The 22,492-nt window shown below is 37.5% G+C and carries 20 protein-coding genes and 5 tRNA genes; 21 read left to right on the top strand and 4 right to left on the bottom strand.

The annotated features are described in order from the left end of the window. Positions 1 to 2 precede the first annotated feature (2 nt). Positions 3 to 1,034 carry a methylphosphonate esterase gene (locus HMPREF0693_RS02770; RefSeq protein WP_004243291.1) on the top strand — a complete coding sequence of 344 codons (1,032 nt, stop codon included), beginning with the start codon at positions 3 to 5 and terminating at the stop codon, positions 1,032 to 1,034. 81 nt (positions 1,035 to 1,115) lie between these two features. On the opposite strand, the gene glpX is transcribed toward HMPREF0693_RS02770, so the two are convergent. Continuing rightward, positions 1,116 to 2,096 carry a class II fructose-bisphosphatase gene (gene glpX, locus HMPREF0693_RS02765; RefSeq protein WP_004248255.1) on the bottom strand — a complete coding sequence of 327 codons (981 nt, stop codon included), beginning with the start codon at positions 2,094 to 2,096 and terminating at the stop codon, positions 1,116 to 1,118. 316 nt (positions 2,097 to 2,412) lie between these two features. Between glpX and HMPREF0693_RS02760 the strand changes: the two genes are divergently transcribed. The 11 genes from HMPREF0693_RS02760 (at position 2,413) to HMPREF0693_RS02710 (ending at position 9,121) form a co-directional block, all read left to right on the top strand. Beyond that, positions 2,413 to 3,018, top strand: coding sequence for a nitroreductase family protein (locus tag HMPREF0693_RS02760; RefSeq protein ID WP_004243288.1), 606 nt, complete (start codon positions 2,413 to 2,415; stop codon positions 3,016 to 3,018). Between the two features lie 384 nt (positions 3,019 to 3,402). Beyond that, positions 3,403 to 3,966 (top strand): LuxR C-terminal-related transcriptional regulator, encoded by a 564-nt coding sequence (locus HMPREF0693_RS02755; RefSeq protein WP_109024023.1) that lies wholly within the window; start codon positions 3,403 to 3,405, stop codon positions 3,964 to 3,966. Continuing rightward, positions 3,950 to 5,782, top strand: a complete 1,833-nt coding sequence (gene uvrC / locus HMPREF0693_RS02750; RefSeq protein ID WP_004243286.1) for an excinuclease ABC subunit UvrC — start codon at positions 3,950 to 3,952, stop codon at positions 5,780 to 5,782. Before HMPREF0693_RS02755 ends, uvrC begins: the two co-directional genes overlap by 17 nt. A 55-nt stretch (positions 5,783 to 5,837) precedes the next feature. Next, complete coding sequence (gene pgsA, locus HMPREF0693_RS02745; RefSeq protein ID WP_004243285.1) at positions 5,838 to 6,386, top strand: CDP-diacylglycerol--glycerol-3-phosphate 3-phosphatidyltransferase; 549 nt, start codon at positions 5,838 to 5,840, stop codon at positions 6,384 to 6,386. 141 nt (positions 6,387 to 6,527) lie between these two features. Next, positions 6,528 to 6,603 (top strand) — tRNA-Gly (locus tag HMPREF0693_RS02740). Positions 6,604 to 6,628: 25 nt separating this feature from the next. After that, positions 6,629 to 6,702: transfer RNA gene (locus HMPREF0693_RS02735), tRNA-Cys, on the top strand. A gap of 5 nt (positions 6,703 to 6,707) precedes the next feature. Then, positions 6,708 to 6,794 (top strand) — tRNA-Leu (locus HMPREF0693_RS02730). Between the two features lie 113 nt (positions 6,795 to 6,907). Continuing rightward, a tRNA-Leu gene (locus tag HMPREF0693_RS02725) sits at positions 6,908 to 6,994 on the top strand. Positions 6,995 to 7,186: 192 nt separating this feature from the next. After that, a tRNA-Leu gene (locus tag HMPREF0693_RS02720) sits at positions 7,187 to 7,273 on the top strand. Positions 7,274 to 7,463: 190 nt separating this feature from the next. Continuing rightward, a complete protein-coding gene (locus HMPREF0693_RS02715; RefSeq protein ID WP_012368020.1) occupies positions 7,464 to 8,129 on the top strand; it encodes a DUF1007 family protein in 666 nt (221 codons plus the stop codon). Beyond that, positions 8,120 to 9,121 (top strand): nickel/cobalt transporter, encoded by a 1,002-nt coding sequence (locus HMPREF0693_RS02710; RefSeq protein ID WP_004243282.1) that lies wholly within the window; start codon positions 8,120 to 8,122, stop codon positions 9,119 to 9,121. Before HMPREF0693_RS02715 ends, HMPREF0693_RS02710 begins: the two co-directional genes overlap by 10 nt. A gap of 73 nt (positions 9,122 to 9,194) precedes the next feature. On the opposite strand, the gene copM is transcribed toward HMPREF0693_RS02710, so the two are convergent. Further along, complete coding sequence (copM, locus tag HMPREF0693_RS02705; protein ID WP_004243281.1) at positions 9,195 to 9,584, bottom strand: CopM family metallochaperone; 390 nt, start codon at positions 9,582 to 9,584, stop codon at positions 9,195 to 9,197. A gap of 406 nt (positions 9,585 to 9,990) precedes the next feature. On the opposite strand from copM, the gene HMPREF0693_RS02700 reads away from it, so the two are divergent. The 4 genes from HMPREF0693_RS02700 (at position 9,991) to HMPREF0693_RS02685 (ending at position 12,917) form a co-directional block, all read left to right on the top strand. Beyond that, positions 9,991 to 10,410, top strand: coding sequence for a hypothetical protein (locus HMPREF0693_RS02700; RefSeq protein ID WP_135050041.1), 420 nt, complete (start codon positions 9,991 to 9,993; stop codon positions 10,408 to 10,410). 470 nt (positions 10,411 to 10,880) lie between these two features. Beyond that, the gene (locus HMPREF0693_RS02695; RefSeq protein ID WP_004243279.1) at positions 10,881 to 12,119 is read left to right on the top strand and encodes a sugar transporter; all 1,239 of its coding nucleotides are present in this window, start codon (positions 10,881 to 10,883) and stop codon (positions 12,117 to 12,119) included. Between the two features lie 124 nt (positions 12,120 to 12,243). Continuing rightward, positions 12,244 to 12,576, top strand: coding sequence for an SMR family transporter (locus HMPREF0693_RS02690; RefSeq protein ID WP_004243278.1), 333 nt, complete (start codon positions 12,244 to 12,246; stop codon positions 12,574 to 12,576). Between the two features lie 35 nt (positions 12,577 to 12,611). Continuing rightward, on the top strand, positions 12,612 to 12,917 hold the full coding sequence (locus HMPREF0693_RS02685) for a putative hemolysin (RefSeq protein ID WP_004243277.1): 306 nt from the start codon (positions 12,612 to 12,614) through the stop codon (positions 12,915 to 12,917). A 130-nt stretch (positions 12,918 to 13,047) separates the two neighbouring features. On the opposite strand, the gene dsbB is transcribed toward HMPREF0693_RS02685, so the two are convergent. Beyond that, on the bottom strand, positions 13,048 to 13,572 hold the full coding sequence (dsbB, locus tag HMPREF0693_RS02680) for a disulfide bond formation protein DsbB (RefSeq protein ID WP_004248244.1): 525 nt from the start codon (positions 13,570 to 13,572) through the stop codon (positions 13,048 to 13,050). A gap of 171 nt (positions 13,573 to 13,743) precedes the next feature. Next, complete coding sequence (nhaB, locus tag HMPREF0693_RS02675) at positions 13,744 to 15,288, bottom strand: sodium/proton antiporter NhaB (protein ID WP_004243275.1); 1,545 nt, start codon at positions 15,286 to 15,288, stop codon at positions 13,744 to 13,746. A 235-nt stretch (positions 15,289 to 15,523) separates the two neighbouring features. Between nhaB and fadR the strand changes: the two genes are divergently transcribed. The 5 genes from fadR (at position 15,524) to HMPREF0693_RS02650 (ending at position 22,417) form a co-directional block, all read left to right on the top strand. Then, positions 15,524 to 16,243, top strand: a complete 720-nt coding sequence (fadR, locus tag HMPREF0693_RS02670) for a fatty acid metabolism transcriptional regulator FadR (protein WP_004243274.1) — start codon at positions 15,524 to 15,526, stop codon at positions 16,241 to 16,243. 541 nt (positions 16,244 to 16,784) lie between these two features. Further along, positions 16,785 to 18,089: a D-amino acid dehydrogenase gene (locus tag HMPREF0693_RS02665; protein ID WP_004243273.1), complete on the top strand. Its 1,305-nt coding sequence runs from the start codon at positions 16,785 to 16,787 to the stop codon at positions 18,087 to 18,089. Between the two features lie 13 nt (positions 18,090 to 18,102). Continuing rightward, the gene (gene alr / locus HMPREF0693_RS02660; RefSeq protein WP_004243272.1) at positions 18,103 to 19,215 is read left to right on the top strand and encodes an alanine racemase; all 1,113 of its coding nucleotides are present in this window, start codon (positions 18,103 to 18,105) and stop codon (positions 19,213 to 19,215) included. A gap of 49 nt (positions 19,216 to 19,264) precedes the next feature. Next, positions 19,265 to 21,565 (top strand): carbamoyltransferase HypF, encoded by a 2,301-nt coding sequence (gene hypF, locus HMPREF0693_RS02655; protein WP_004243271.1) that lies wholly within the window; start codon positions 19,265 to 19,267, stop codon positions 21,563 to 21,565. Between the two features lie 99 nt (positions 21,566 to 21,664). Further along, positions 21,665 to 22,417: a MipA/OmpV family protein gene (locus HMPREF0693_RS02650; RefSeq protein ID WP_004243270.1), complete on the top strand. Its 753-nt coding sequence runs from the start codon at positions 21,665 to 21,667 to the stop codon at positions 22,415 to 22,417. Positions 22,418 to 22,492: the final 75 nt, after the last annotated feature.

Genomic DNA, 22,492 nt, shown 5'->3' with positions numbered 1-22,492 from the left:
TCATGAAAGGTTATATTCAAACGGTAACGGGTCCGGTTAAAAAAGCGGATATGGGGCTGACACTACCTCACGAACATTTATTTAATGATTTATCTGGCGTTGTTGATGAACCTTTTTATGAATTCTCACACGTTTTAGTAGATAAAAAAGTCAGTGCAGATATTCAGTGGGGACTAAAATACGATCCATATTGTTGTTGCGATAATATGGATAAAAAACCCATTGAAGACGTTATTTTTGAATTAAATAATTTTAAAGAGCTTGGGGGCAAAACGATTGTTGATGCTACAGGTTCATCGTCAATTGGTCGTGATATTAGAAAATTAAAACAAGTTGCAGAATTAACGGGGATTAATGTCGTTGCTTCTTCCGGCCTTTATATTGAGAAATTTGAAGGAAAACGCCTAGCTGATGATATTGATGCGATGGCAAAAATGATCGATGATGAATTAAATATCGGCATTGACGGTACAGATATTCGTGCTGGTATGATTGGCGAAATTGGTGTATCTCCTTTCTTTACAGATGGTGAAAAAAATAGTTTACGTGCCGCTGCACTGGCTCAAAATAATAACCCTTATGCCTCAATGAATATTCATATGCCAGGTTGGCAACGCCGTGGTGATGAAGTATTAGATATTCTTTTAACAGAAATGGGGTGTGATCCAGCCAAAATATCGTTAGCCCATTCAGATCCTTCTGGTAAAGATATCGATTATCAATGCAAAATGCTTGATCGAGGTGTTTGGCTTGAATTTGACATGATAGGTCTTGATATTTCTTTCCCTAAAGAAGGCGCGGCACCCAGTGTGATGGATACGGTTGAAGCTGTCGCAACCTTAATAGAAAGAGGTTATGGTAACCAAATTGTATTAAGTCATGATGTGTTTTTAAAACAGATGTGGGCAAAAAATGGCGGAAATGGTTGGGGTTTTGTGCCTAACGTTTTTCTTTCATTATTAGCACAGCGTGGCATTGATAAGACGATAATAGATAAGCTGTGTATTGATAATCCAGCTAATTTATTAGCATGAATTAATTATAACTATAAATACCCCTTAAATACATTTTGCGACACGTAAGCCCGTGTCGCTTTTTTAGTTGTTATTCTCGTGTTAGCGTAAATGATAGTTTTCGATATAACGTAATGAGTGTGTGGAGCCATTAATCACTAACGAGTGTGTACGCAAATAATCGCTTTGTTCAGTGACACCGGATAATAGGTCACCGGCAGTAATTGCGGTTGCTGCAAACATAACATCCTGATGGCGCACCAATATTTCAAGTGGCAATGTAATATTAACATCAGTTCCCATATTATGGCATCGAGAGATTTCTTGTGCTGCAATTTCTCTATTTGTTGCATTATTACCTTTAGCAATATCGCGGGTAATAAGGCGCGCTTGCATATCACCACCTAAAGCTTTAGCAATAGCGGCACTAATTACACCTTCTGGCGCGCCACCAATGCCGTACATAACATCAATAGGATTATTAGGCATTGTGGCATATAAAGAAGCAAGCACATCGCCATCCGGCAAAGTGATGACATTAATACCTCTATTACGCAAATCAATGATAATATCGTGATGGCGCGGTTTATCTAAAATAGCTAGTGTTAACTGGCTTAATGATTTATTTAATGTTTGTGCAATAGCATCAAGGTTATATTCAAGGCAATGGTTAAGGTCGATCACACCTGCTGCTTTTTTACCGACAACCAGTTTTTCCATGTACATATCGGGTGCTTGTAAAAAACTACCTTCAAAACCTGCAGCTAAAATAGCCAAAGAATTATTTTCACCGGTAGCGACCATGCGAGTACCATCGATAGGATCAACGGCGATTTCTATTTTTTCACCTTGGCCGTTGCCTACTGGTTCGCCAATATAGAGCATAGGTGCTTCATCAATTTCACCTTCACCAATAACAATTTGGCCATTGATATTAAGGCTATTAAGGCGCTCTCGCATGGCGGCAACTGCGGCAGCATCTGCCGCATTTTTATCTTGTTTACCTACCCATGGCATAGCCGCAATAGCAGCAGCTTCTGTGACTGATGCGATAGAATTAGTTAATTCATCATTTAATTTCATAGGGTTAATATACTTTGCAAGGTCTGTTATATTGAATAGTAGCCTTTGATGATACCCTTTTTTCAAATTTAAGTGTTAGGCTTAAATCAATTGTTTTCGCCTTCTTTTACGCTTAAAAACAAATAGGAAAAATAAAGGTTTATCGTATATTTGATAATACTATTATAACGATATTTTGTTATTAATAAGTAGTTTTTTCGTTATAACTGATTAATTAACAAAGATAATTAGAAATAATAGCACAGTCTGCATACTGAACGCATTTCTTCTATAATAGATAAATAAATGTCAATGATTAGCAAATGGATGGAAAATAATGAATGTAATTGATGCAGTAAAAAACCGTCGTGCAACAAAACAGTTTGATGCTGATTTCAAAATACCACAAGAAGAGAAAAAAGCCTTACTTGAAGATGCGTTACAATATACGCCAAGTGCATTTAATCTGCAGCATTGGCGTCTTTTGGTTGTTGATGATGTTAAGCAACGTCAAGCATTAAGAAAAGTGGGTTGGGATCAGCCTCAAATAACAGACTCTGCTATGCTGATTGTTTTATGTGCAGATCTCAATGTTTGGGAGAGTGAAGTTAAAACAATTTGGCAAGATGCTAACCCTGAAGTCAGAGATATTATGTGCAGTGCTGTTGATAGTTATTATCGTAATAAACCACAAGTACAACGGGATGAGATTATGCGTAGTGCGGGTTTGTTTGCTCAAACACTGATGTTATTAGCACAAGAGCGCGGTTTTGATTCTTGTCCTATGGATGGGTTTGATTTTGCCGAGGTAGCAAAAACAATTAACTTGCCTGATCACTATGCTATCTGTTTAATGATTGCCATTGGTAAAGGTAAAGGAAAACCTTTTCCACGATTAGGTAAATTATCTTTTGATAAAGCGGTGACATTTGATCATTTTTAAAGTACTAAAGTGCTTCTTATATTTTATATAGGAAGTACTTTATTCCTATAATTAATTATTATTATATGTTATTAGCTTTATTTTATATTCTTTATAAATGTGTGTATGATTTTAATACATTATTAATTAATGCGGTAAGAATAATAATTTATTTATAATATCATTGTTGCGTGAATAAAAAATAAAAATATGGAAATTCTAACGATATTATAATAGCATTTGTCATTATAAATTTTATTGCCTTGATTTATTTTTAATTTTATTAAATATTTTTAAGGATTGATATCGTTGATAAATACTCTAGTAATCAGTCAAGTTGAAATATTTAGTTTAGGTATAGAAAAATTACTTTGCCAGATTAAAAAAATTAACATTCGTAAGATTATGAATGATGAAAGTGAAGCTTTTCGTTATTGCAGACAATATTCTGTCAATCTTATTATTTTTTATTCTTTACCTACTGTCTCTTTAATAGATGTAATAAAAAGAATTAAACGTTTTTCTCCCATTATAAAAATAGTGGTTATTTCGCCTAAAATAGACTCAATACTTTCCGTCACATTGCTACAGTTAGGTATTGAAGGGTTTATCGTTATAGATTCCTCTGCTGCGAATGTGCTTCAGGCCATTCGACAAGTCTGTATTGGTCAACGTTATATTAGTCCAGAAATTGCTATGGATATTGCACTAACTAAAGTACAAGCAGACTTAAATCCGCTACATCATCTTTCTGAAAGAGAGTTACAGATAATGTCGATGATTATAAGAGGGAAAAAAATAGCACAAATTGCACAAGAGCTGAATATCAGCACTAAAACAGTAAATAGCTATCGTTATCGAATGTTTAGTAAACTTAAAATCTCAGGTGATGTAGAATTAACTCATATAGCAGTTCGTTATGGGTTAATCGAGATAGAGAGTTACTTACAAAGTGGAAAACATATTTGATGCTAAAGCATTTCTAAGTCGAGTAACGAGTCAACCGGGTGTGTATCGAATGTATGACGCCTCAGGCACCGTTATTTATGTTGGAAAAGCAAAAGATCTGAAAAAACGATTATCAAGCTACTTTCGTGCTCAGGTGAATAGTCGTAAAACAGAAGCATTAGTAAAATGTATTGCCAATATTGATGTTACCGTGACACATACGGAGACAGAAGCGCTACTTTTAGAGCATAGCTATATTCAGCGTTATCAGCCTCGCTATAATGTGTTACTACGAGATGATAAGTCCTATCCGTATATTTATTTAAGTGCAGACAAACACCCAAGATTGGCGAGTTATCGTGGTGCTAAACATGCTAAAGGGGAATACTTTGGCCCTTTCCCTAACTCTTTGGCGGTGAGAGAAACATTAGCTTTGATGCAAAAATTATTTCCTATTCGTCAATGTGAAGATAGTGTTTACCGCAATCGCTCACGCCCTTGTTTGCAATATCAAATAGGCCGTTGTCTCGCCCCTTGTGTAAAAGGTTATGTCTCTGATGAAGAGTATGCACAGCAAGTCAATTATGTGCGTCTTTTTTTATCCGGCGATGACAGCCAAGTGATTGAAGGCTTAATTAAACGAATGGAAGAGGCAAGCCAAGCGTTACGCTTTGAAGAGGCTGCGCGTATTCGTGACCAAATTCACGCGGTAAGACAAGTTACTGAAAAACAGTTTGTGGCTAATATTGGCGATGATCTCGATGTGATTAGCGTGGCATTTAATGGTGCTATTGCTTGTGTGTATGTGCTCTTTTTCCGTCAAGGTAAAGTGCTTGGTAGTCGTAGTTATTTTCCTAAAGTACCGGCAAATACATCATTAGACGAAGTGGTACAAACCTTTATTGGACAATTTTATTTACAAGGCAGTGCGATCCGCACTTTACCCACAGAAATTTTGCTCGATTTTAATCTTGAAGATAAAACGATTTTAGCGGAGTCAATTTCTTCGATAGCAGGACGTAAGATCCATATCCAAACTAAACCCCGTGGTGATAGAGCACGCTATTTAAAACTAGCACGAACTAATGCAGCTACGGCATTAGCCACTAAGCAAGTTGAACAATCAACCATTTCTCAACGTTATAACTCGTTAATGTCACTTTTAGAGATGAAAGAGATAAAACGAATGGAATGTTTTGATATTAGTCACACTATGGGAGAGCAAACTGTGGCTTCATGTGTCGTATTTGACATGAATGGCCCATTAAAATCGGAATACAGGCGCTATAATATTAGTGGGATCACTCCGGGGGATGATTATGCCGCGATGAATCAAGTTTTGACTCGTCGTTATGGCAAGTCATTAGAAGAGAGTAAAATACCTGATATTATTTTTATCGATGGTGGTAAAGGGCAATTAGCACAAGCCATTGACGTATTTCAATCACTTGATGTCGATTGGGATAAATCACACCCTAAATTAATTGGTGTCGCGAAGGGGAGTGATCGTAAAGCGGGGTTAGAGACACTATTTTTTAAACCAGAAGGCGAAGGTGTGGCACTTCCTTCTGATTCACCCGCGTTACATTTGATCCAACATATTCGTGATGAGTCGCATCGTCACGCAATAACGGGGCATCGTCAGCGTCGTGCTAAGGTTAAAAACACCAGCTCTCTAGAATCGATTGAGGGGGTGGGACCAAAACGACGTCAAATGCTATTGAAGTATATGGGTGGTTTACAAGCTTTACGTGATGCAAGCGTTGAAGAAATTGCGAAAGTTCCCACAATTTCGACCGCGTTAGCAGAAAAAATTTTTAATGCGTTGAAACACTAAGTGTATTGATGCACCATATTAATAACTCTCACTTTTCTAGGTCGTGTAGAACGCTATGCAACTAAATATTCCAACTTGGCTAACTTTATTTCGTGTCGCTTTAATTCCATTCTTTGTTTTGGTGTTTTATTTACCATTTAAAGATGCTCCCCTTATTTGTGCCATTATTTTTATGGTAGCTGCCGCCACTGACTGGTTTGACGGTTTTTTAGCCCGCCGTTGGAAGCAAACCACTCGCTTTGGGGCTTTCCTTGATCCTGTTGCGGATAAGGTAATGGTTGCTACAGCATTAGTATTAATTACTGAACACTATCATGTATGGTGGATCACTTTACCGGCAGCGACCATGATCGCACGTGAAATTATCATCTCATCACTAAGAGAGTGGATGGCTGAATTAGGTAAACGTAATAGTGTGGCAGTTTCTTGGATTGGAAAAGTGAAGACTACCGCACAAATGGGTGCACTTGTTGTGCTATTATGGCGTCCGACTATTGAAGCTGAGTGGTTCGGATTTGTATTGTTATACATTGCGACGGTATTAACATTCTGGTCTATGTTCCAATATTTGAGTGCTGCATGGTCAGATTTGCGTGAAGCTTGATCGAAATGACTGAAAATTCACCGAACAGTCAAAAAGATGCAAATATAGTGTTGACTAGATTCAGGAAATCAGTAGAATGCAACGCATCGAAAGGCACAACGGTTTACAGAAATAAATAAGTAAATCAGCAAGTTCGGTAAAGCGGGAATAGCTCAGTTGGTAGAGCACAACCTTGCCAAGGTTGGGGTCGCGAGTTCGAGTCTCGTTTCCCGCTCCAATCTCTTAAGAGATTGAGCAGTTGAGGCGCGTTGGCAGAGTGGTCATGCAGCGGATTGCAAATCCGTGTACCTCGGTTCGATTCCGGGACGCGCCTCCATAAATGCCCAGGTGGTGAAATCGGTAGACACAAGGGATTTAAAATCCCTCGGCCTTTAGGCTGTGCGGGTTCAAGTCCCGCCCTGGGCACCACTCCTAATTGAGAGAGTGGTGTAAAAAGACCATAAATAATGGCATTGGGAAGTAGTTAGTCGTCCTTACCAGTAAAAATTAGTTATAATTTTACGGGCGCACCACAGAATTTAGCCCAGGTGGTGAAATCGGTAGACACAAGGGATTTAAAATCCCTCGGCCTTTAGGCTGTGCGGGTTCAAGTCCCGCCCTGGGCACCATATAAAATACGGACCTTAATTTAGGTCCGTTTTTTCTTCTAACCACAACGCTGGTGGTTGGTATAGGAAAAGTAGTTTTAGCGTAATAAATATTGTTATTAGCTACATAAAGTTAAAACAAAAAATGATTTAAGTTTATTTATTATGTACTTAACTAATAAATAAGTACCAAAAATAAATAAATACAATTTAGCCCAGGTGGTGAAATCGGTAGACACAAGGGATTTAAAATCCCTCGGCCTCTAGGCTGTGCGGGTTCAAGTCCCGCCCTGGGCACCATATAAAACTTTACTACTACTTTAGTAAGTTAAAAATACTAAGCCACCCAATAGGGTGGCTTTTTGCTTTCTAAACACCTCGCTTTCACTAAACCAAGTTATAACACACCTAGAATAATTTCATAAAATGACTATCATTTTACAAATCCGTGATGTTATATTATAACAAAATATCATGGGTGGTTTTGTTTATGTGGATAGCTAATTTTAAAAATTTCTCTTGGCGAGCAGTTCCGATATTGATGTCTTTCTTTTTATTGATGACTACACCAAAAGTTTTAGCACATCCTCATAGCTTTATTGATATGCAAACAACTTTTAATACACAAGATGATAAGTTAATTGGATTAACTTTTTCTTGGGTTATGGATCCGATAACCTCAATGGATATTCTGTACGATATATATAATGCGCAACCAGAAAGTGATATTTGGAAAAAACAGGCGGCGAGATTAATGAGCAATATATTATCTCAGAACTATTTTTCCGAGTTTTATATGGATGGGAAAAAACAAAAGTTTCGTCGTATACCAAGCCATTACACTCTTATAAAAGAGAAGTTACAGGTGAAGTTTAGCTTTGATGTGCTATTTATCACCCCATTGCCATTCGCTAAACATCATTTTGAACTTTTAACTTATGATCCCACTTTTTATGTCAGCATGACCTATCGTGACAATACACAGATCATATTGCCTTTAGAAATGATCGCTGATTGTAAACACAAACTGATTGAACCTTTTGCTGATGAAAGTTTAAAAGAATATGCACAATCATTAGATATCAATGGCTCTACTGATAGTGATTTAAATTTAGGGCTCTCTTTTACACAACGAGTACAAGTATTATGCCAATAAATATAACGAAGGAAAGGGGATTACTAATTAGCTTACTCACAGTGATAGCCAGTTGTTTGTTATTGATTGCTTATTATTGGTCTGAACTAACTTATTTTAATGTTCAATGGCAAAAAGTTATCAATAGCTATCTTGCAGAATTAATGCAAGATATTAGCGAAAATAATTGGCAAGTAGGCTTTATATTAATAGGTGTTAGTTTTTTGTATGGGTTACTGCATGCTGTTGGCCCTGGGCATGGAAAAGTCATTATTAGTACTTATATTGCTACTCACCCGACTAAATTAAAACAAAGTGCGTGGTTAAGTGTCCTTGCTTCATTGCTACAAGGTACAGTTGCCATAGTTATCATCACTGTTATATTAATAATATTAAACCTATCAAGCTCTCATTTAAAAATAGCGAGTCATTACATTGAAAATAGTAGCTATTTATTAATTTCATTATCTGGCATTATTATTTTTATCCAGTCTATTCGTCGTTTATTGTCAGACTATAAAAAGCGTGCTTTTTATATTAAACAGGCAACACCTATCATCAAGCGATCTAGATATCTCTATAAACATAAAAGCAATCAAACCATCTCACAAACATCATGTTGTGGTCATAAACATGTGGTGACTTCCAATGAATTACAAGGGAATTGGTCGGCACAATTGTTGGTACTATTCGCTATTGGTAGCCGTCCTTGCTCTGGCGCATTGTTAGTATTGTTATTTTCATATGCATTAAATATCTATCTTTGGGGAATAGCAGCTGTCATTGCAATGGCAATAGGAACGGCTTTAACCATTACTGCAATTGCATTAACAGTTTATTATATGCGAAATGTTGCTTATCGGTTTTCGGTAAAAAATACTAATTTATCTTTTAGGTATATGGCGGAGTTACTACGTCTATTAGCAGGAATATTGTTTATATTTTTAGGTATACTGATGTTTAATAGTGCAATAACGTTAAATAGAGAAGATATAATGCCGTTATTTCGCTAATAGTTACAGGTCAATGACATGGTAATGTAAGAAAACGCAGACTTTCCTTAATAGAACGTCTGCGTTTCAAATATTAGTTATTTTGCATATTGGTATTATTTTTTTCTAACCATTTTTGCATTTGTTCAATTTCAGGGCCTTGTGCATCAATAATAGCTTGTGCTAATTTGCGCATTTCAGGATCAGTACCATACTTTAGCTCGATTTTTGCCATATCAATTGCTCCCAAATGGTGAGCAATCATTCCCTGCGCAAATGCAACATCTGCATTAGCACTATTCATTCCTTTTGCCATATTTTCATGCATTTTATTCATTGAATCCATGAGCTCTTGGTTCATAGGAGAGTTACTCTGTGCCACATTAGTACCCATATTCATATTCATATGTGAATTATTGGCTATTGCACCAAAAGAGAGTGAACCCATTAAAACGATGGCGATAGGTAAAACTTTTTTCATCATTGTTCCCTTTATATTGTATGAATTATCTTTATTCTAAAGATCCCCCTTAGGGGAAGGTCAAGGTTACAACTAAAAGTTTAGAATACTTTACTTTTAATGACGTTTTATCTTATAAAGTATTATCAATATGCTTGAATAAATAATCGTTATAATGGCTATAATGAAAACCAGATATACTTGCGATAAATCTTATTTTTAACGCATATCCAAATAATAATTAAAATCAGAATTTAAGTATAATAACTTAACAATATTTAAATTATAACAATAAATTATTTCTTATGCCAATAGGGCTACCTGTCTGCGTAATAAAATGTAAAAAATAAAAAGAATTGTAATCAATATTGAATATGAATGGCTTTAATTATATACAGATACAAAGATGATTAGTGATGTGGGGGCTTTCATGAAACAAATAATTATTATTGCAGGAGGAATTATATCATTGACTATTATGATTGCTATTTTTGTTGCAATCTTAGTTGTTTCTGTATTTAAAGAAGATACCGTTGCTGCTTGGAATAATAGCCGTAATGTTATTGAAAACTCCTCAACACAAATCAACGATATGTTTTCTTTTGTCAAAGGTAAGCGTGATGATGTCATGGCACGTTATCAATCATTAGAAAACAGTGAAAGTTGTAATCAACTCGTGTCTAAATTAGACAGTGTTGAAAAAGCACTAGCGGAAGGTAGTTTGTTACTTCCTCGGTCATCAATTGAGCAAATTTTTGCTATTAAAAATAGCCTTAATGATAGCTCATCTCCAGCCCAAAGCTTTGCCTGTGAGCAAGCTATTCAATTTATAGACAGAATTAATCCATAAGTATTAAGCTACTGTATAGTTATTCTCTTTGTTTTTATAATATAGACTCTCTATTATTAGACTAACTGCAACAATAAGCCCGTGAAGATCTATTTATAATAGCATGAAATGGTTATCATTTTTTATTAATAAAAATATGATTCAGTAACGCTATTTTTCCTTGCCGATCTCCCTTTTGCGATCCAAATAAAATGTTAACGTTAAAAAGAAGCCAATGTAGGGATTTAATTTAGCGTTATGCCTATGCTAACATAATAGGCTGATTCGTTTTAGTCAGATGTTTTTCTATTCATTAGTTTGTTTTTATCTTTACTTATCGCTTTATAAAACACGCTTTATTATCTATTCTATTTAGATGTTATAAAATATAACGATGGGTATTTGCGCTTCTTTTTATGAAATTCACTGGCAGTAGTACATAAGTATCTTTTATCTATTTATAAAATTCACTGAAAAGTATTTAAACAATTATGAATATCACCACACCCAATAGCATTAATGAAGTAAGCCGTAAGACGGCGTGGATCAGGGTAATTATTCTATCATTTGCTGCTTTCGTATTTAATACGACAGAGTTTGTACCTGTTGCATTGTTAAGTAATATTTCTGAAAGTTTTGCCATGGTGCCGGCTCAAACAGGGTTGATGATCACTATTTATGCTTGGGTTGTTGCCCTAATGTCTTTGCCATTAATGATAATGACCAGCAAAGTAGAGCGACGTAAGCTACTGATTATTTTGTTTATTGTATTTATTCTAAGCCATGTCTTATCTGGCGTGGCATGGGATTTTAATTCGCTAATTGTAGGTCGGGTTGGAGTCGCCTTTGCTCATGCTGTTTTTTGGTCGATTACTGCCTCATTAGCAATAAGAATGGCACCCCATGGTAAAAAAGCACAAGCATTAAGTTTATTAGCAACCGGTGTTGCACTAGCTACCGTGCTGGGTTTACCTCTGGGAAGGGTGGTTGGACAATGGTTAGGATGGCGAGCTACCTTTTTGGGTATAGGTGTACTGGCGCTGATAACCATGCTTGCTTTAATGCGCTATTTACCTTTATTACCTAGTGAACATTCCGGCTCGTTAAAAAGTGTCCCAATATTGCTAAAACGAGCACCATTAGTGGGTATTTTCTTACTAACGGTGATCGCAGTGACCGCTCATTTTACTGCTTATAGTTATATTGAGCCTTTTGTTATTGATATTGCAAAATTAGATGAAAATTTTGCCACTATTGTATTACTGATTTTTGGCGGTGCAGGAATTTTGGGGAGTGTGTTATTTAGTCGCTATAGTACCAAAATGCCAACCTCATTCTTATTCTTTGCACTTATTCTCTTAACCGTATGCTTAAGTACGCTGATGATGAGTAGCCAACATACACTCACATTTATTGCCTTAATCATCTTTTGGGGGATAGGCTTTATGTGTATTGCGTTAGGATTGCAGGTTAAAGTGATTGACTTAGCACCTGATGCAACAGATATCGCCATGTCGATCTACTCAGGTATCTTTAATATCGGTATTGGGGCAGGGGCTTTGTTAGGTAATCAAGTAATATTGCACGCGGGAATGCCAAATATCGGCTATGCAGGAACAGCCTTAAGTATTATTGCACTAGCGTGGTGTGGCTTTATTTTTACCCGTTATCGTGTTGCGATGGGAGGCAAACCTCGCGAAAAAACCGGCTCCATTAAACAAAATCTATAAATAGCATTTTAAGGCATCTATTGCGCTGAATAGATGCCTTTTTTGTTGTTCTAAAATAGATATCACAGAAATATCTTGTGATAGAATTCACAAAATTGAATTTGGATCTTAGTAGGGCGAAGAAATGAATGGATTAACTTACCTAATATTAGCCATTATATCTGAAGTTATTGCAACAACGGTGTTAAAAGCATCCGATGGCTTTAGTCGATTATATCCATCTATTGTCGTCGTGGTGGGGTATTGTTTTTCTTTTTGGGCGCTATCTCAAGTTGTGAAAGTTATGCCACTGGGTATTGCATATGCAATTTGGAGCGGATTAGGTATTGTTTTAGTTTCTGTTGCGGCTGTTTTTGTCTATCAACAAAAACTCGATTTACCCGCCATCGTCGGTATGACATTAATTATTGCCGGCGTCTTAGTGATTAACTTACTTTCCAATAGCACCTCACACTAATCAGAGATAACAGAGATAATTTAGGTGTTTTTATAATGCAAGGAAAAATGAAAGCAACGTGTTTTTTGTTGATGTTGACCAGCTTTGCGTTGCTTACTGGTTGTAGTCAATCTAAACAAGCACAAAATACCACCGCTCAAGTGATTAATAGCAATAAAACGATAGCGACCACACCTTCTATTCCTTTAGAGGAACCAGCAAAAGAGACCTGTATATTTTCTGGTGGAGTGCCTGCGTTAACTTATGAATTACACGGCGGTCAAACACCCGTTTGTCAATTTGCTAATGGTAAACGTTGTAGTGAACAAGCGTTGATTGATGGTGCCTGTATTCCAGGTTAATACGCTTGGGGATATGCATAAATAAATGATAATTAGAAAAATAGGCGCTTAATGTCTGATTAAGCGCCTATTTTTGTGATGATAATAATTTATCTGCGCTCTATCTTTCTATAGCTAACAGTAGCGTATGTTAGTCTTTTTTGGAAAAAGAAGAGGTGACTTGGCTGATTAATACTAATAAACCAACAATAAAATAAGCAGAAAAGATAATTAACATCCATTGTGGCATTTCTAATGACAAGAACCGCCATTGGCTAACAGAACAATCCCCTGATGCTTGGAATACGGCAGGGAACCAATCTTGCAATGCAAACCAAGAAGGCAAGGTAACAAAGAAATCACAAGTTGCAAAAGGTGATGGATTAAGAATAAGTTGCGTATGTTCCCAAGCTAGCTCAATACCGCGGTATGAGGCATAAAGCCATAAAAAACTACCCGCCATGCGCATTAGTGTCAGTTTTGGCGAAGAAAAACCAATTAATGCGGCAACTAAGATCCCTAATACAGCAATGCGCTGATAAACACACATCACACAAGGCATTAATTCCATTCCGTACTGAAAATACAATGCCGCACCTTCAAGACCAATTGCCGTTAATGCCAGCAGTAACCATGAAAAACGACTTTGTGACCAGTGACGAAGAGCACTCAACATAACAATGTCCATGATAATATTGAAATAAGTTGTTATTCTGCCTAAAAACTAGACTAAAAAAAAGGTAAAATCTCTTATTTCACAAATATTTACATTAATAGGTGTTTTTATGAAAAAATAGGGCTTTTAAACATTAAAAGCCCTAAAAAATACTCATTTCATGATGGTTTTTTATGGAATAGCGATTAAGCCAATTTCATATAACCAATGTGTCATAGGCACGAGCCAGAATTCTACAGCCAGTAATCCTAACAGTGTCATAACGATGGTATAAGGAAGTGCCATCATCACCATACGTCCATAAGATAAGCGGATCAGCGGGGATAATGCAGAAGTTAATAAGAATAAGAAAGCCGCTTGTCCGTTTGGCGTTGCCACTGACGGTAAGTTAGTCCCAGTATTAATTGCGACACCAATATGTTCATATTGAGATTGGCTAATTAATCCTTCTTGCAATGCGCTTAATGCTTCACTGATATAGACCGTACCCACAAATACATTATCTGAAATGGCAGAAAGTAGGCCATTAAAGAGATAAAAGAGTGACAGTTGTGAAGATTCTGATGCCTGTAGAACAAATTGAATAATAGGACCAAATAGCTGTTGATCAATAATCACGGCAACAACGGAGAAGAATACCGTAAGTAATGCGGTGAAAGGCAGTGCTTCTTCAAAAGCTTTACCTAAAGCGTGCTCTTCAGTGATACCACAGAAAGTGGTGGCTAAGATAATAACAGAAAGACCAATAATACCAACCTCAGCAAGGTGTAAGGCCAGTGCAACAATTAACCAAATACCAATTAATGCTTGGATTAATAACTGGGCTTTTTCTTGTTGAGTTCGTTTTTCACTGTTCTTTTTATCGTAGTCAGTGAGAACTTTACGCACTAATTCAGGTAGCTCGGCACCATAACCAAACAGCTTAAAGCGCTCAACCAAATAACATACTGCAAGTCCAGCAAAGAAAACGGGAATAGTAACGGGTGACATCCTGATAAAGAAGGTGACAAAATCCCATTCTAAGTGTTTTGCAATGATCAAGTTTTGTGGCTCACCAACCATCGTCATCACACCACCTAATGCTGTACCAACACCGGCATGCATCATTAAGCTACGTAAGAAAGCACGAAATTGTTCTAAGGTCTGTTTTTTCTCTGTGCTATCAATAAAGCCATCATTGCTTAACTCTGCATCAGCCTGGTTAGAAGCAAAGTTATGGTAGATGGAATAGAAGCCTAAAGAAACACTGATCACCACGGCAATCACGGTTAAAGCGTCTAAAAAAGCAGATAAAAAGGCACTAGCAAAACAGAATGCTAATGATAATAAGCGTTTAGATCGAATAGAGAGGAGTAATTTTGTAAAAGCAAATAGAAGTAATTGCTTCATAAAATAAATACCCGCAACCATAAAGACCAGTAATAAAATGACTTCAAGGTTGTTGGCTATTTCATGACCTATTTGTTTCGGCGTTGTCATACCAATAATGACGGCCTCAATAGCAAGTAATCCCCCTGGTTGTAGCGGATAACATTTTAATGCCATGGCTAAAGTGAAGATAAACTCAACAACGAGTAGCCAGCCAGCAATGAAAGGGTCAACAAAGAAAAAAATCAGTGGGTTGATGATTAAAAAAGTAATAATAGCAAGCTTATACCAATCAGGGGAGTTCCCCATGAAATTTTTCAGTAATGCTTGTCTTATACTCATATCCATTATGTTTTTTATCCTCCGAATAGAGATTTTAGGCGCCTAAAATGCGCAATCTAGTCATAATACGCTCTAATCGCTGTGAAATTAAGCGTATTCGTAAATAATAAATTGATAAAACAGTGTCATGTTTTATGATGCCATTCACTATTTAGCGATGGTTGAGCTATATCAAAATTAAGCATTCTGATATTATCTTTTCTATTATTAGCAGAAAAAACGCTTCGGAAGAAATAAAAATATGGTTATTAAGGCTCAAAGCCCCGCAGGTTTTGCGGAAGAGTACATTGTTGAAAGTATTTGGAACAACCGTTTTCCACCAGGTTCTATTCTGCCCGCAGAACGTGAGCTTTCCGAATTAATTGGTGTGACAAGAACGACATTGAGAGAGGTTTTACAACGTTTAGCTCGTGATGGTTGGTTAACTATCCAGCATGGAAAACCAACCAAAGTGAATAACTTTTGGGAAACGTCAGGTCTTAATATTCTTGAAACTGTCGCGCGTCTTGATCATGATCGCGTGCCACAATTAATCGATAATTTATTAGCCGTAAGAACGAATATCTCAGCAATTTTTATTCGCACGGCATTTAAAAATAATCCAGAAAAATCCCTAGAAGTGCTGACTCATCAACTAACGACTGAAAATAGTGCTGATGAGTTTAGTGAGTTGGACTATAACATTTTCCGTGGTTTGGCATTTGCCAGCGGTAATCCTATTTATGGATTGATCTTAAACGGACTTAAGGGATTATATACCCGTGTAGGGCGTTATTATTTCTCTAATGTTCAGGCGAAAGAGTTGGCGCTATCATTTTATAAAAAATTGGCGTTGCTATGTGAACAAAAAGATACTGAGCACGTTATGGATTGCGTTCGCCAATACGGAAAAGAGAGTGGCATTATTTGGCATGAGCTTCAATCGCCACTACCTAGTGACTTAGAAGAAGTAAAACGTTAATTCATCGCGTTTATCCTGTCTTAACATCAGCATTGGATCTTATTGATCCAGTGCTGATTTTTTATTATCCAGAAAATGGTAGTAATAGAAATATGATGACTATTATTGGAGAAGTGAAAGAATAGCGGGCTAAAAACAGCAAGCCTAGTTTAACCAGCCATTTTTAGGTGATACTTTAATTTGGCTATTTTTAGTAAAAAAAATTTGAAACATATCTCATCTTAATATTATATTCTGATAATGATAAGTTTTTTGGTTTTTCATAAAAATCGCATGATGGGTTTTTATTGGCTTATTTAATTTATATTTGAATAATATATTTATGTATTATTTTTATAAAAAGCGATAAATGCTCTATCAATTTGATTTTTAAATAGAATTAATAATTGCTCTGCAAAACTAACACTGTTATTACTAATTAAATGTGATTTGACTCTAAAATTTGCTTTTTTGTGGTGCTAGATGATTATTCTGTGCTGGCTTTTTGTGTATGGAATATTATTCTTATGTTATATCAATGTAAATTATTTGGAGTCTAGCCATGAAAGTGATCATCTTAGGTGGCGGCGTTATTGGTGTAACAAGTGCGTGGTACTTAGTACAACAAGGGCATGAAGTCATTGTTGTCGATAGGCAAAGTAGTGCGGCAGAAGAGACGAGTGCCGGTAATGCAGGGCAAATATCTCCGGGTTATGCAACACCTTGGGGTGCCCCGGGTATTCCATTAAAAGCAGTAAAATGGATGTTTCAAAAACATGCACCTTTAGCGATCCGACCTGATGGCTCACTGTTCCAATTACGCTGGATGTGGCAAATGCTACGTAATTGTGATGCTTCTCATTATGCGATGAATAAGAGTCGTATGGTGCGTATTGCTGAGTATAGTCGTGATTGTATCCGTCAATTACGCCAAGATACCGGTATTGAATACGAAGGACGCCAAGGGGGAACGTTACAGCTATTTCGTGATCAAAAACAATTTGATAATGCCGCTAATGATATTGCTGTATTAAAGCAAGAAGGTGTGGCTTATGAACTGCTAACAGCCGAGCAACTAAAATCAGCAGAACCCGCTTTAGAGCATGTGAGTCATAAACTTACCGGAGGATTACGTCTTCCTAATGATGAAACGGGGGATTGCCAAATCTTTACTAAGAAGCTGGCTAAAATGGCTGAAGAGGCCGGGGTTACTTTCTTATTTAATAAAGAAATAAAACACCTACTTTTTGATGGTGATAAAGTCACCGGTGTGCAATGCCATGATGGTTTATTAACCGCAGATCACTATGTTGTCGCCATGGGATCGTACTCGACTGAATTTTTGAAAAACAAAATCACAATTCCGGTTTATCCTTTAAAAGGCTATTCATTAACCATGCCTATTATTGATGCAAGCAGAGCACCAACATCCACTATTTTAGATGAAACATATAAGATTGCGGTGACTCGCTTTGATAATCGCATTCGTGTGGGCGGTATGGCGGAAGTGGTAGGTTTTAATTTGAATATTTTAAAATCACGTTGTGAAACGCTCAAAATGGTTGTTCAAGATCTCTATGAGGGTGGTGGTGATATCAGTAAAGCGACATTCTGGACAGGCTTAAGGCCAATGACGCCAGATGGTACTCCGATAGTTGGGCCAACCGCATATCGTAATTTATCCCTAAATACGGGGCATGGTACATTAGGATGGACGATGGCATGTGGCTCAGGACAACTGTTAGCTGATTTAATATCAGGTAATAAAACGGCAATTGCTGCAGATGATCTCTCCGTGTTCCGTTATATCGATGGATTTAATACTAAATTGCTCCGTCCAGGGCAAAAACTTGACGCTGTTTATTAATTAAGGAGAGACGATGTCCAGACCTGCCAAAATTAGCATAAATTTAGATGCGCTGAGTCATAATCTTTCGGTGATCAAATCGAAAGCGCAGGGAAGTAAAGTGTGGTCAGTGGTTAAAGCTGATGCTTATGGACATGGTCTTTCTTGTGTTTGGCCTGCATTAAGTCATACCGATGGTTTTGCCTTAATTGAATTAGATAAAGCAATTATGCTAAGAGAGCAAGGATGGGTAGGCCCCATTCTTTTGCTTGAAGGTTTTTTCAAACCAGATGATGTGTATTTATTAGAGCGTTATTCATTAACGACGGTTGTGCATGCTGATTGGCAATTTGAAGCCATTGAGCAAGCGCAATTAGAGCGGCCTATCAATATTTATCTGAAACTCAATAGTGGCATGAATCGGTTAGGTTACCGACCAGAAGACTATCAGCAAGCTATACAAAGAGCAAAACGCATAACTAATATTGGCTCTATTGTACAAATGTCCCATTTTGCTAATGCTGATTCAGGGCTGAATATGGCGACACAAAAACAGATTATTGATAGCTCAATGGTAAATGATTTACCGCGCTGTTTAGCCAATTCTGCGGCTATTTTATTTGAACCACAAACCCATCATTCATGGGTTCGTCCCGGTATTATTTTATATGGTGTATCCCCCTCTGGGGTGTGGCAAGATATTGCTGATTTTGATTTGCAACCTGTGATGACCTTTAACAGTGAAGTATTAGCTATTCAGTCAGTAAAAAAAGGTGAACAAATTGGTTATGGTAGCCGATATACCGCACAACGTGATATGAGAATTGCTGTTGTCGCTTGTGGTTATGCTGATGGTTATCCAAGGCATGCCCCAGATGGTACACCCGTTATCGTTAAAGGACATAAAACACAATTAGTTGGGCGTATTTCAATGGATATGCTTACTATTGATGTAACCGATTTGCCGGATGTTGAACATGGAAGCCCTGTTGAGTTATGGGGAAATCAATTACCGGTTGATGAAGTTGCACTGGCTTGTGGCACTATTGGTTATGAATTACTGTGTGCTATTGCACCGCGAGTGGCGGTTGAAGTGACGATAAATGTAGCAAACTCTACTTTTTCTGATCTAAATGAAAGTTGTTAATAATCACTAAACTAGAATAAGCTTAAACTTATTTTGATTTGGTGATCCTATGAGTAACGGCATTACATTGCGTGTGAAAGGAAAGGTTCAAGGTGTTGGCTTTCGCCCCTTTGTTTGGCAATTAGCACATCATTTTGGTTTATTAGGGCAGGTGAGTAATGATAGCTTAGGAGTATTGATCCACTTAACGTTATCACCGAAAAATCAACACTTTATTAATGCATTAACGGCTCAATGTCCTCCTCTTGCACGCATTGAACGTATTGAACAAACACCTTATCAATGGGAGCAACTCCCCACGGACTTTACTATTGTAAAAAGTGGTGGTGGAGAAATGGATACACAAGTTGTACCTGATGCAGCGACTTGTCAGGCTTGCATTGATGAGTTGTTTGATCCACAAAATCGTCGTTATCATTATCCTTTTATAAACTGCACCCATTGCGGCCCCCGTTTTACTATTATAAAAAAAATGCCTTACGACAGGCCTTTTACCTCTATGTCTGCGTTTCCATTTTGTCCGATTTGCCAACATGAATATCAAGATCCCGCAGATAGACGTTTTCATGCACAACCTAATGCCTGTCCTGTCTGTGGACCTCATATTTGGTTGGCAGATCATCAAGGGCAACAACTTGCAATAAAAGAGCGGGCATTAACGCAAGCTTGTCAGGCGTTATTAGCGGGAAAAATTGTTGCTGTAAAAGGCATTGGTGGCTTTCATTTAGTCTGTGACGCACGCAATAGTGAAAGTGTTGCGCGTTTAAGAGCGCGTAAACATCGTCCAGCCAAACCACTTGCGGTGATGTTAACCGGGATTGAGCAGCTCCAAAAACCGGACGATAATGCCGAGTTTTACTCAAAAGTGATAGAAACATTAACCAGTACCGCAGCACCTATCGTACTTATTCCTAAAGAAATCGCCCCTATTTCATTAAGTGAACTGATTGCACCTGGATTAACAGAAGTAGGTGTTATGTTACCAGCTAATCCTTTGCAACATCTTCTCGCACATGAAACACAAATTCCATTAGTCATGACCTCTGGTAATGCGACGGGACACACTCCTGCATTAACCAATGAAGAGGCGTTAAATCAGCTTGGTGATATTGCAGAATTATTTCTAATTCATAATAGGGAGATTATACAAAGAGCGGACGATTCATTAGTGCGTATTGAAGATGATCAGTGTGTGATGATCCGCCGTTCACGGGGTTATGTACCAGATGCTATCGCATTGCCAACCACTTTTGATGCACAACCTGCAATTTTGGCTTTAGGAGGGGATCTGAAAAATGTGTTTTGTCTCTTAAAAAAGCACCAAGCTATTATGGGGCCGCATTTAGGTGATTTAGATGATTTAAGTGTGAGGCAACAATTACTGAAATCGCTCACGCTGTTTCAACAGATCTATCGTTTTACGCCCAAAGCGATTGCCATTGATGCTCATCCTAATTATATCAGCCATCAAATAGGTAAACAGCTAGCTGAACAGCAACATATTCCTGTTATAGAAGTTCCCCATCACCATGCACATATTGTCTCTTGTTTAGCAGAGCATGGACATACACAGCAACAAGGCGCAGTAATTGGTATAGCCCTTGATGGTTTAGGGTATGGACAAGATGGCTCTTTATGGGGAGGCGAGTGTTTGCTGGTGGATTATAAAAAATCCCAACGTATTGGCGGGCTACCTGCGGTTGCTATGCCGGGAGGAAATTTAGCTTCAATACAGCCTTGGCGAAATTGGTTCGCACATTTAGCTACTTTTACAAAAGATTGGCAAGGTAGTGTTATCACCCAAGCAATTCCGCTCACTGAGTTACAGATTTTGAGTAAGGCAGTGGCTCGTGGTTTAAATTCACCGCTAGCATCATCTTGTGGACGATTATTTGACGCAGTTGCTTGCTCTTTGGGATTATCACCTAAACAAATAAGCTGGGAAGGCGAAGCGGCATGCTACTTACAAAGCGCTGCGTTACAGTGTCACGTAGATCGGTATGCTGATATCATCAAGCAATATGGACATTTAATGCCTGTAAAAGATAAGCATGTTGATTTGTCCATTTTCTGGTCACAATGGGAAAGCATCACATTGAATACCAGTGAGAAGGCTTGGTTATTTCACTATTTATTAGCCGAAAGTTTGGGTGATATTGCTCTGCAAGCTGCGCAAGAACATCAGATTGATACTATTGTTTTAACAGGAGGGGTATTCAATAATATCTTACTTAAGGATCTGTTTAAGCAAAAATTAAACAATAAAAAGGTATTAACCCCTATGATATTGCCATCTGGTGATGGTGGAATTGCATTAGGACAAGCACTTATTGCCAGCCATTTTATGTAAAAAATAAAATGATTGTAATCTATTAGCTAACTTTTAGTGCACCATAACAACAGTCGTTTTTTGGTCACTGTTTTATCAAAGACAATATGGAAAATCATCGTGAGTAAAAAGAAAATTGTTATTTCTTTAGCCATAATCGCTGGATTGAGTACACCGACAGCCTTCGCGGGAGAATGGTCAATAGGGGGTTCTGTATTATCACAAGTAACACCTTATAAGGGTGCTAAATCTAAAGACTATTTATTACCTGTACCTTTGGTTAATTATCAATCTGAAAATTTCTATTTTGCGACATTAGCCGCAGGATATTATTTATGGAATTCACCGAAAGATCAGCTGTCTGTCGATGTTCACTATTACCCACAAGCATTTAAACCAAGTGACTCTGATGATGAGCAGATGAAAAAACTTAATCGTCGCCGTGATACCGTCATGGGTGGATTTACCTATAAACATCATGAGTCATGGGGAAGTTTACGAGGGATTATTTCTGGTGATCTTTTAGGTAAAAGTAATGGCATTATTGCTGATGCTGCTTACCTTTATCCTTTTGAACTAGGCAATTGGTCACTTCAACCGGGAATTGGTGCTGTTTGGGAAAATAAAAAGCAGAATCGTTACGCATATGGGATTAGTCAGGGAGAATCTCAGCGTAGTGGTTTAGCTGAATATCGACCAAATGATAGCTGGAGACCTTATGTTGAAATCTCAGCTAACTATAAGTTTGCTGAAAACTGGGATTTCTTCGCGATGGGACGAGTGGATCGCTTACCCAGCGAAGTTAAAGATAGCCCGATGGTAAATAAATCGGTAACGGCTATTTTATGGACAGGTGTCACTTATACTTTCTAACGGTAAAACGGTAAGTTAAGTTGCTTTCGATAACTAAAAGCTTCGAATTTGTTCGAAGCTTTTTTCGTTCGACAA

This window comes from Proteus mirabilis ATCC 29906, assembly GCF_000160755.1.
GTDB lineage: Bacteria > Pseudomonadota > Gammaproteobacteria > Enterobacterales > Enterobacteriaceae > Proteus > Proteus mirabilis.
The sequence above is the reverse complement of the archived record's forward strand: the minus strand, read 5'-3'. Positions and strand labels throughout refer to the sequence as shown.

What these genes read in the sequence shown, in the direction of transcription:
- HMPREF0693_RS02770 (WP_004243291.1), top strand. Translation starts at nt 3, where the DNA reads ATGAAAGGTTATATTCAAACGGTAACGGGTCCGGTTAAAAAAGCGGAT.
- glpX (WP_004248255.1), bottom strand. Translation starts at nt 2,096, where the DNA reads ATGAAATTAAATGATGAATTAACTAATTCTATCGCATCAGTCACAGAA.
- HMPREF0693_RS02760 (WP_004243288.1), top strand. Translation starts at nt 2,413, where the DNA reads ATGAATGTAATTGATGCAGTAAAAAACCGTCGTGCAACAAAACAGTTT.
- HMPREF0693_RS02755 (WP_109024023.1), top strand. Translation starts at nt 3,403, where the DNA reads ATGAATGATGAAAGTGAAGCTTTTCGTTATTGCAGACAATATTCTGTC.
- pgsA (WP_004243285.1), top strand. Translation starts at nt 5,838, where the DNA reads ATGCAACTAAATATTCCAACTTGGCTAACTTTATTTCGTGTCGCTTTA.
- HMPREF0693_RS02715 (WP_012368020.1), top strand. Translation starts at nt 7,464, where the DNA reads ATGTGGATAGCTAATTTTAAAAATTTCTCTTGGCGAGCAGTTCCGATA.
- HMPREF0693_RS02710 (WP_004243282.1), top strand. Translation starts at nt 8,120, where the DNA reads ATGCCAATAAATATAACGAAGGAAAGGGGATTACTAATTAGCTTACTC.
- copM (WP_004243281.1), bottom strand. Translation starts at nt 9,584, where the DNA reads ATGATGAAAAAAGTTTTACCTATCGCCATCGTTTTAATGGGTTCACTC.
- HMPREF0693_RS02700 (WP_135050041.1), top strand. Translation starts at nt 9,991, where the DNA reads ATGAAACAAATAATTATTATTGCAGGAGGAATTATATCATTGACTATT.
- HMPREF0693_RS02695 (WP_004243279.1), top strand. Translation starts at nt 10,881, where the DNA reads ATGAATATCACCACACCCAATAGCATTAATGAAGTAAGCCGTAAGACG.
- HMPREF0693_RS02690 (WP_004243278.1), top strand. Translation starts at nt 12,244, where the DNA reads ATGAATGGATTAACTTACCTAATATTAGCCATTATATCTGAAGTTATT.
- HMPREF0693_RS02685 (WP_004243277.1), top strand. Translation starts at nt 12,612, where the DNA reads ATGCAAGGAAAAATGAAAGCAACGTGTTTTTTGTTGATGTTGACCAGC.
- dsbB (WP_004248244.1), bottom strand. Translation starts at nt 13,572, where the DNA reads ATGTTGAGTGCTCTTCGTCACTGGTCACAAAGTCGTTTTTCATGGTTA.
- nhaB (WP_004243275.1), bottom strand. Translation starts at nt 15,288, where the DNA reads ATGGATATGAGTATAAGACAAGCATTACTGAAAAATTTCATGGGGAAC.
- fadR (WP_004243274.1), top strand. Translation starts at nt 15,524, where the DNA reads ATGGTTATTAAGGCTCAAAGCCCCGCAGGTTTTGCGGAAGAGTACATT.
- HMPREF0693_RS02665 (WP_004243273.1), top strand. Translation starts at nt 16,785, where the DNA reads ATGAAAGTGATCATCTTAGGTGGCGGCGTTATTGGTGTAACAAGTGCG.
- alr (WP_004243272.1), top strand. Translation starts at nt 18,103, where the DNA reads ATGTCCAGACCTGCCAAAATTAGCATAAATTTAGATGCGCTGAGTCAT.
- hypF (WP_004243271.1), top strand. Translation starts at nt 19,265, where the DNA reads ATGAGTAACGGCATTACATTGCGTGTGAAAGGAAAGGTTCAAGGTGTT.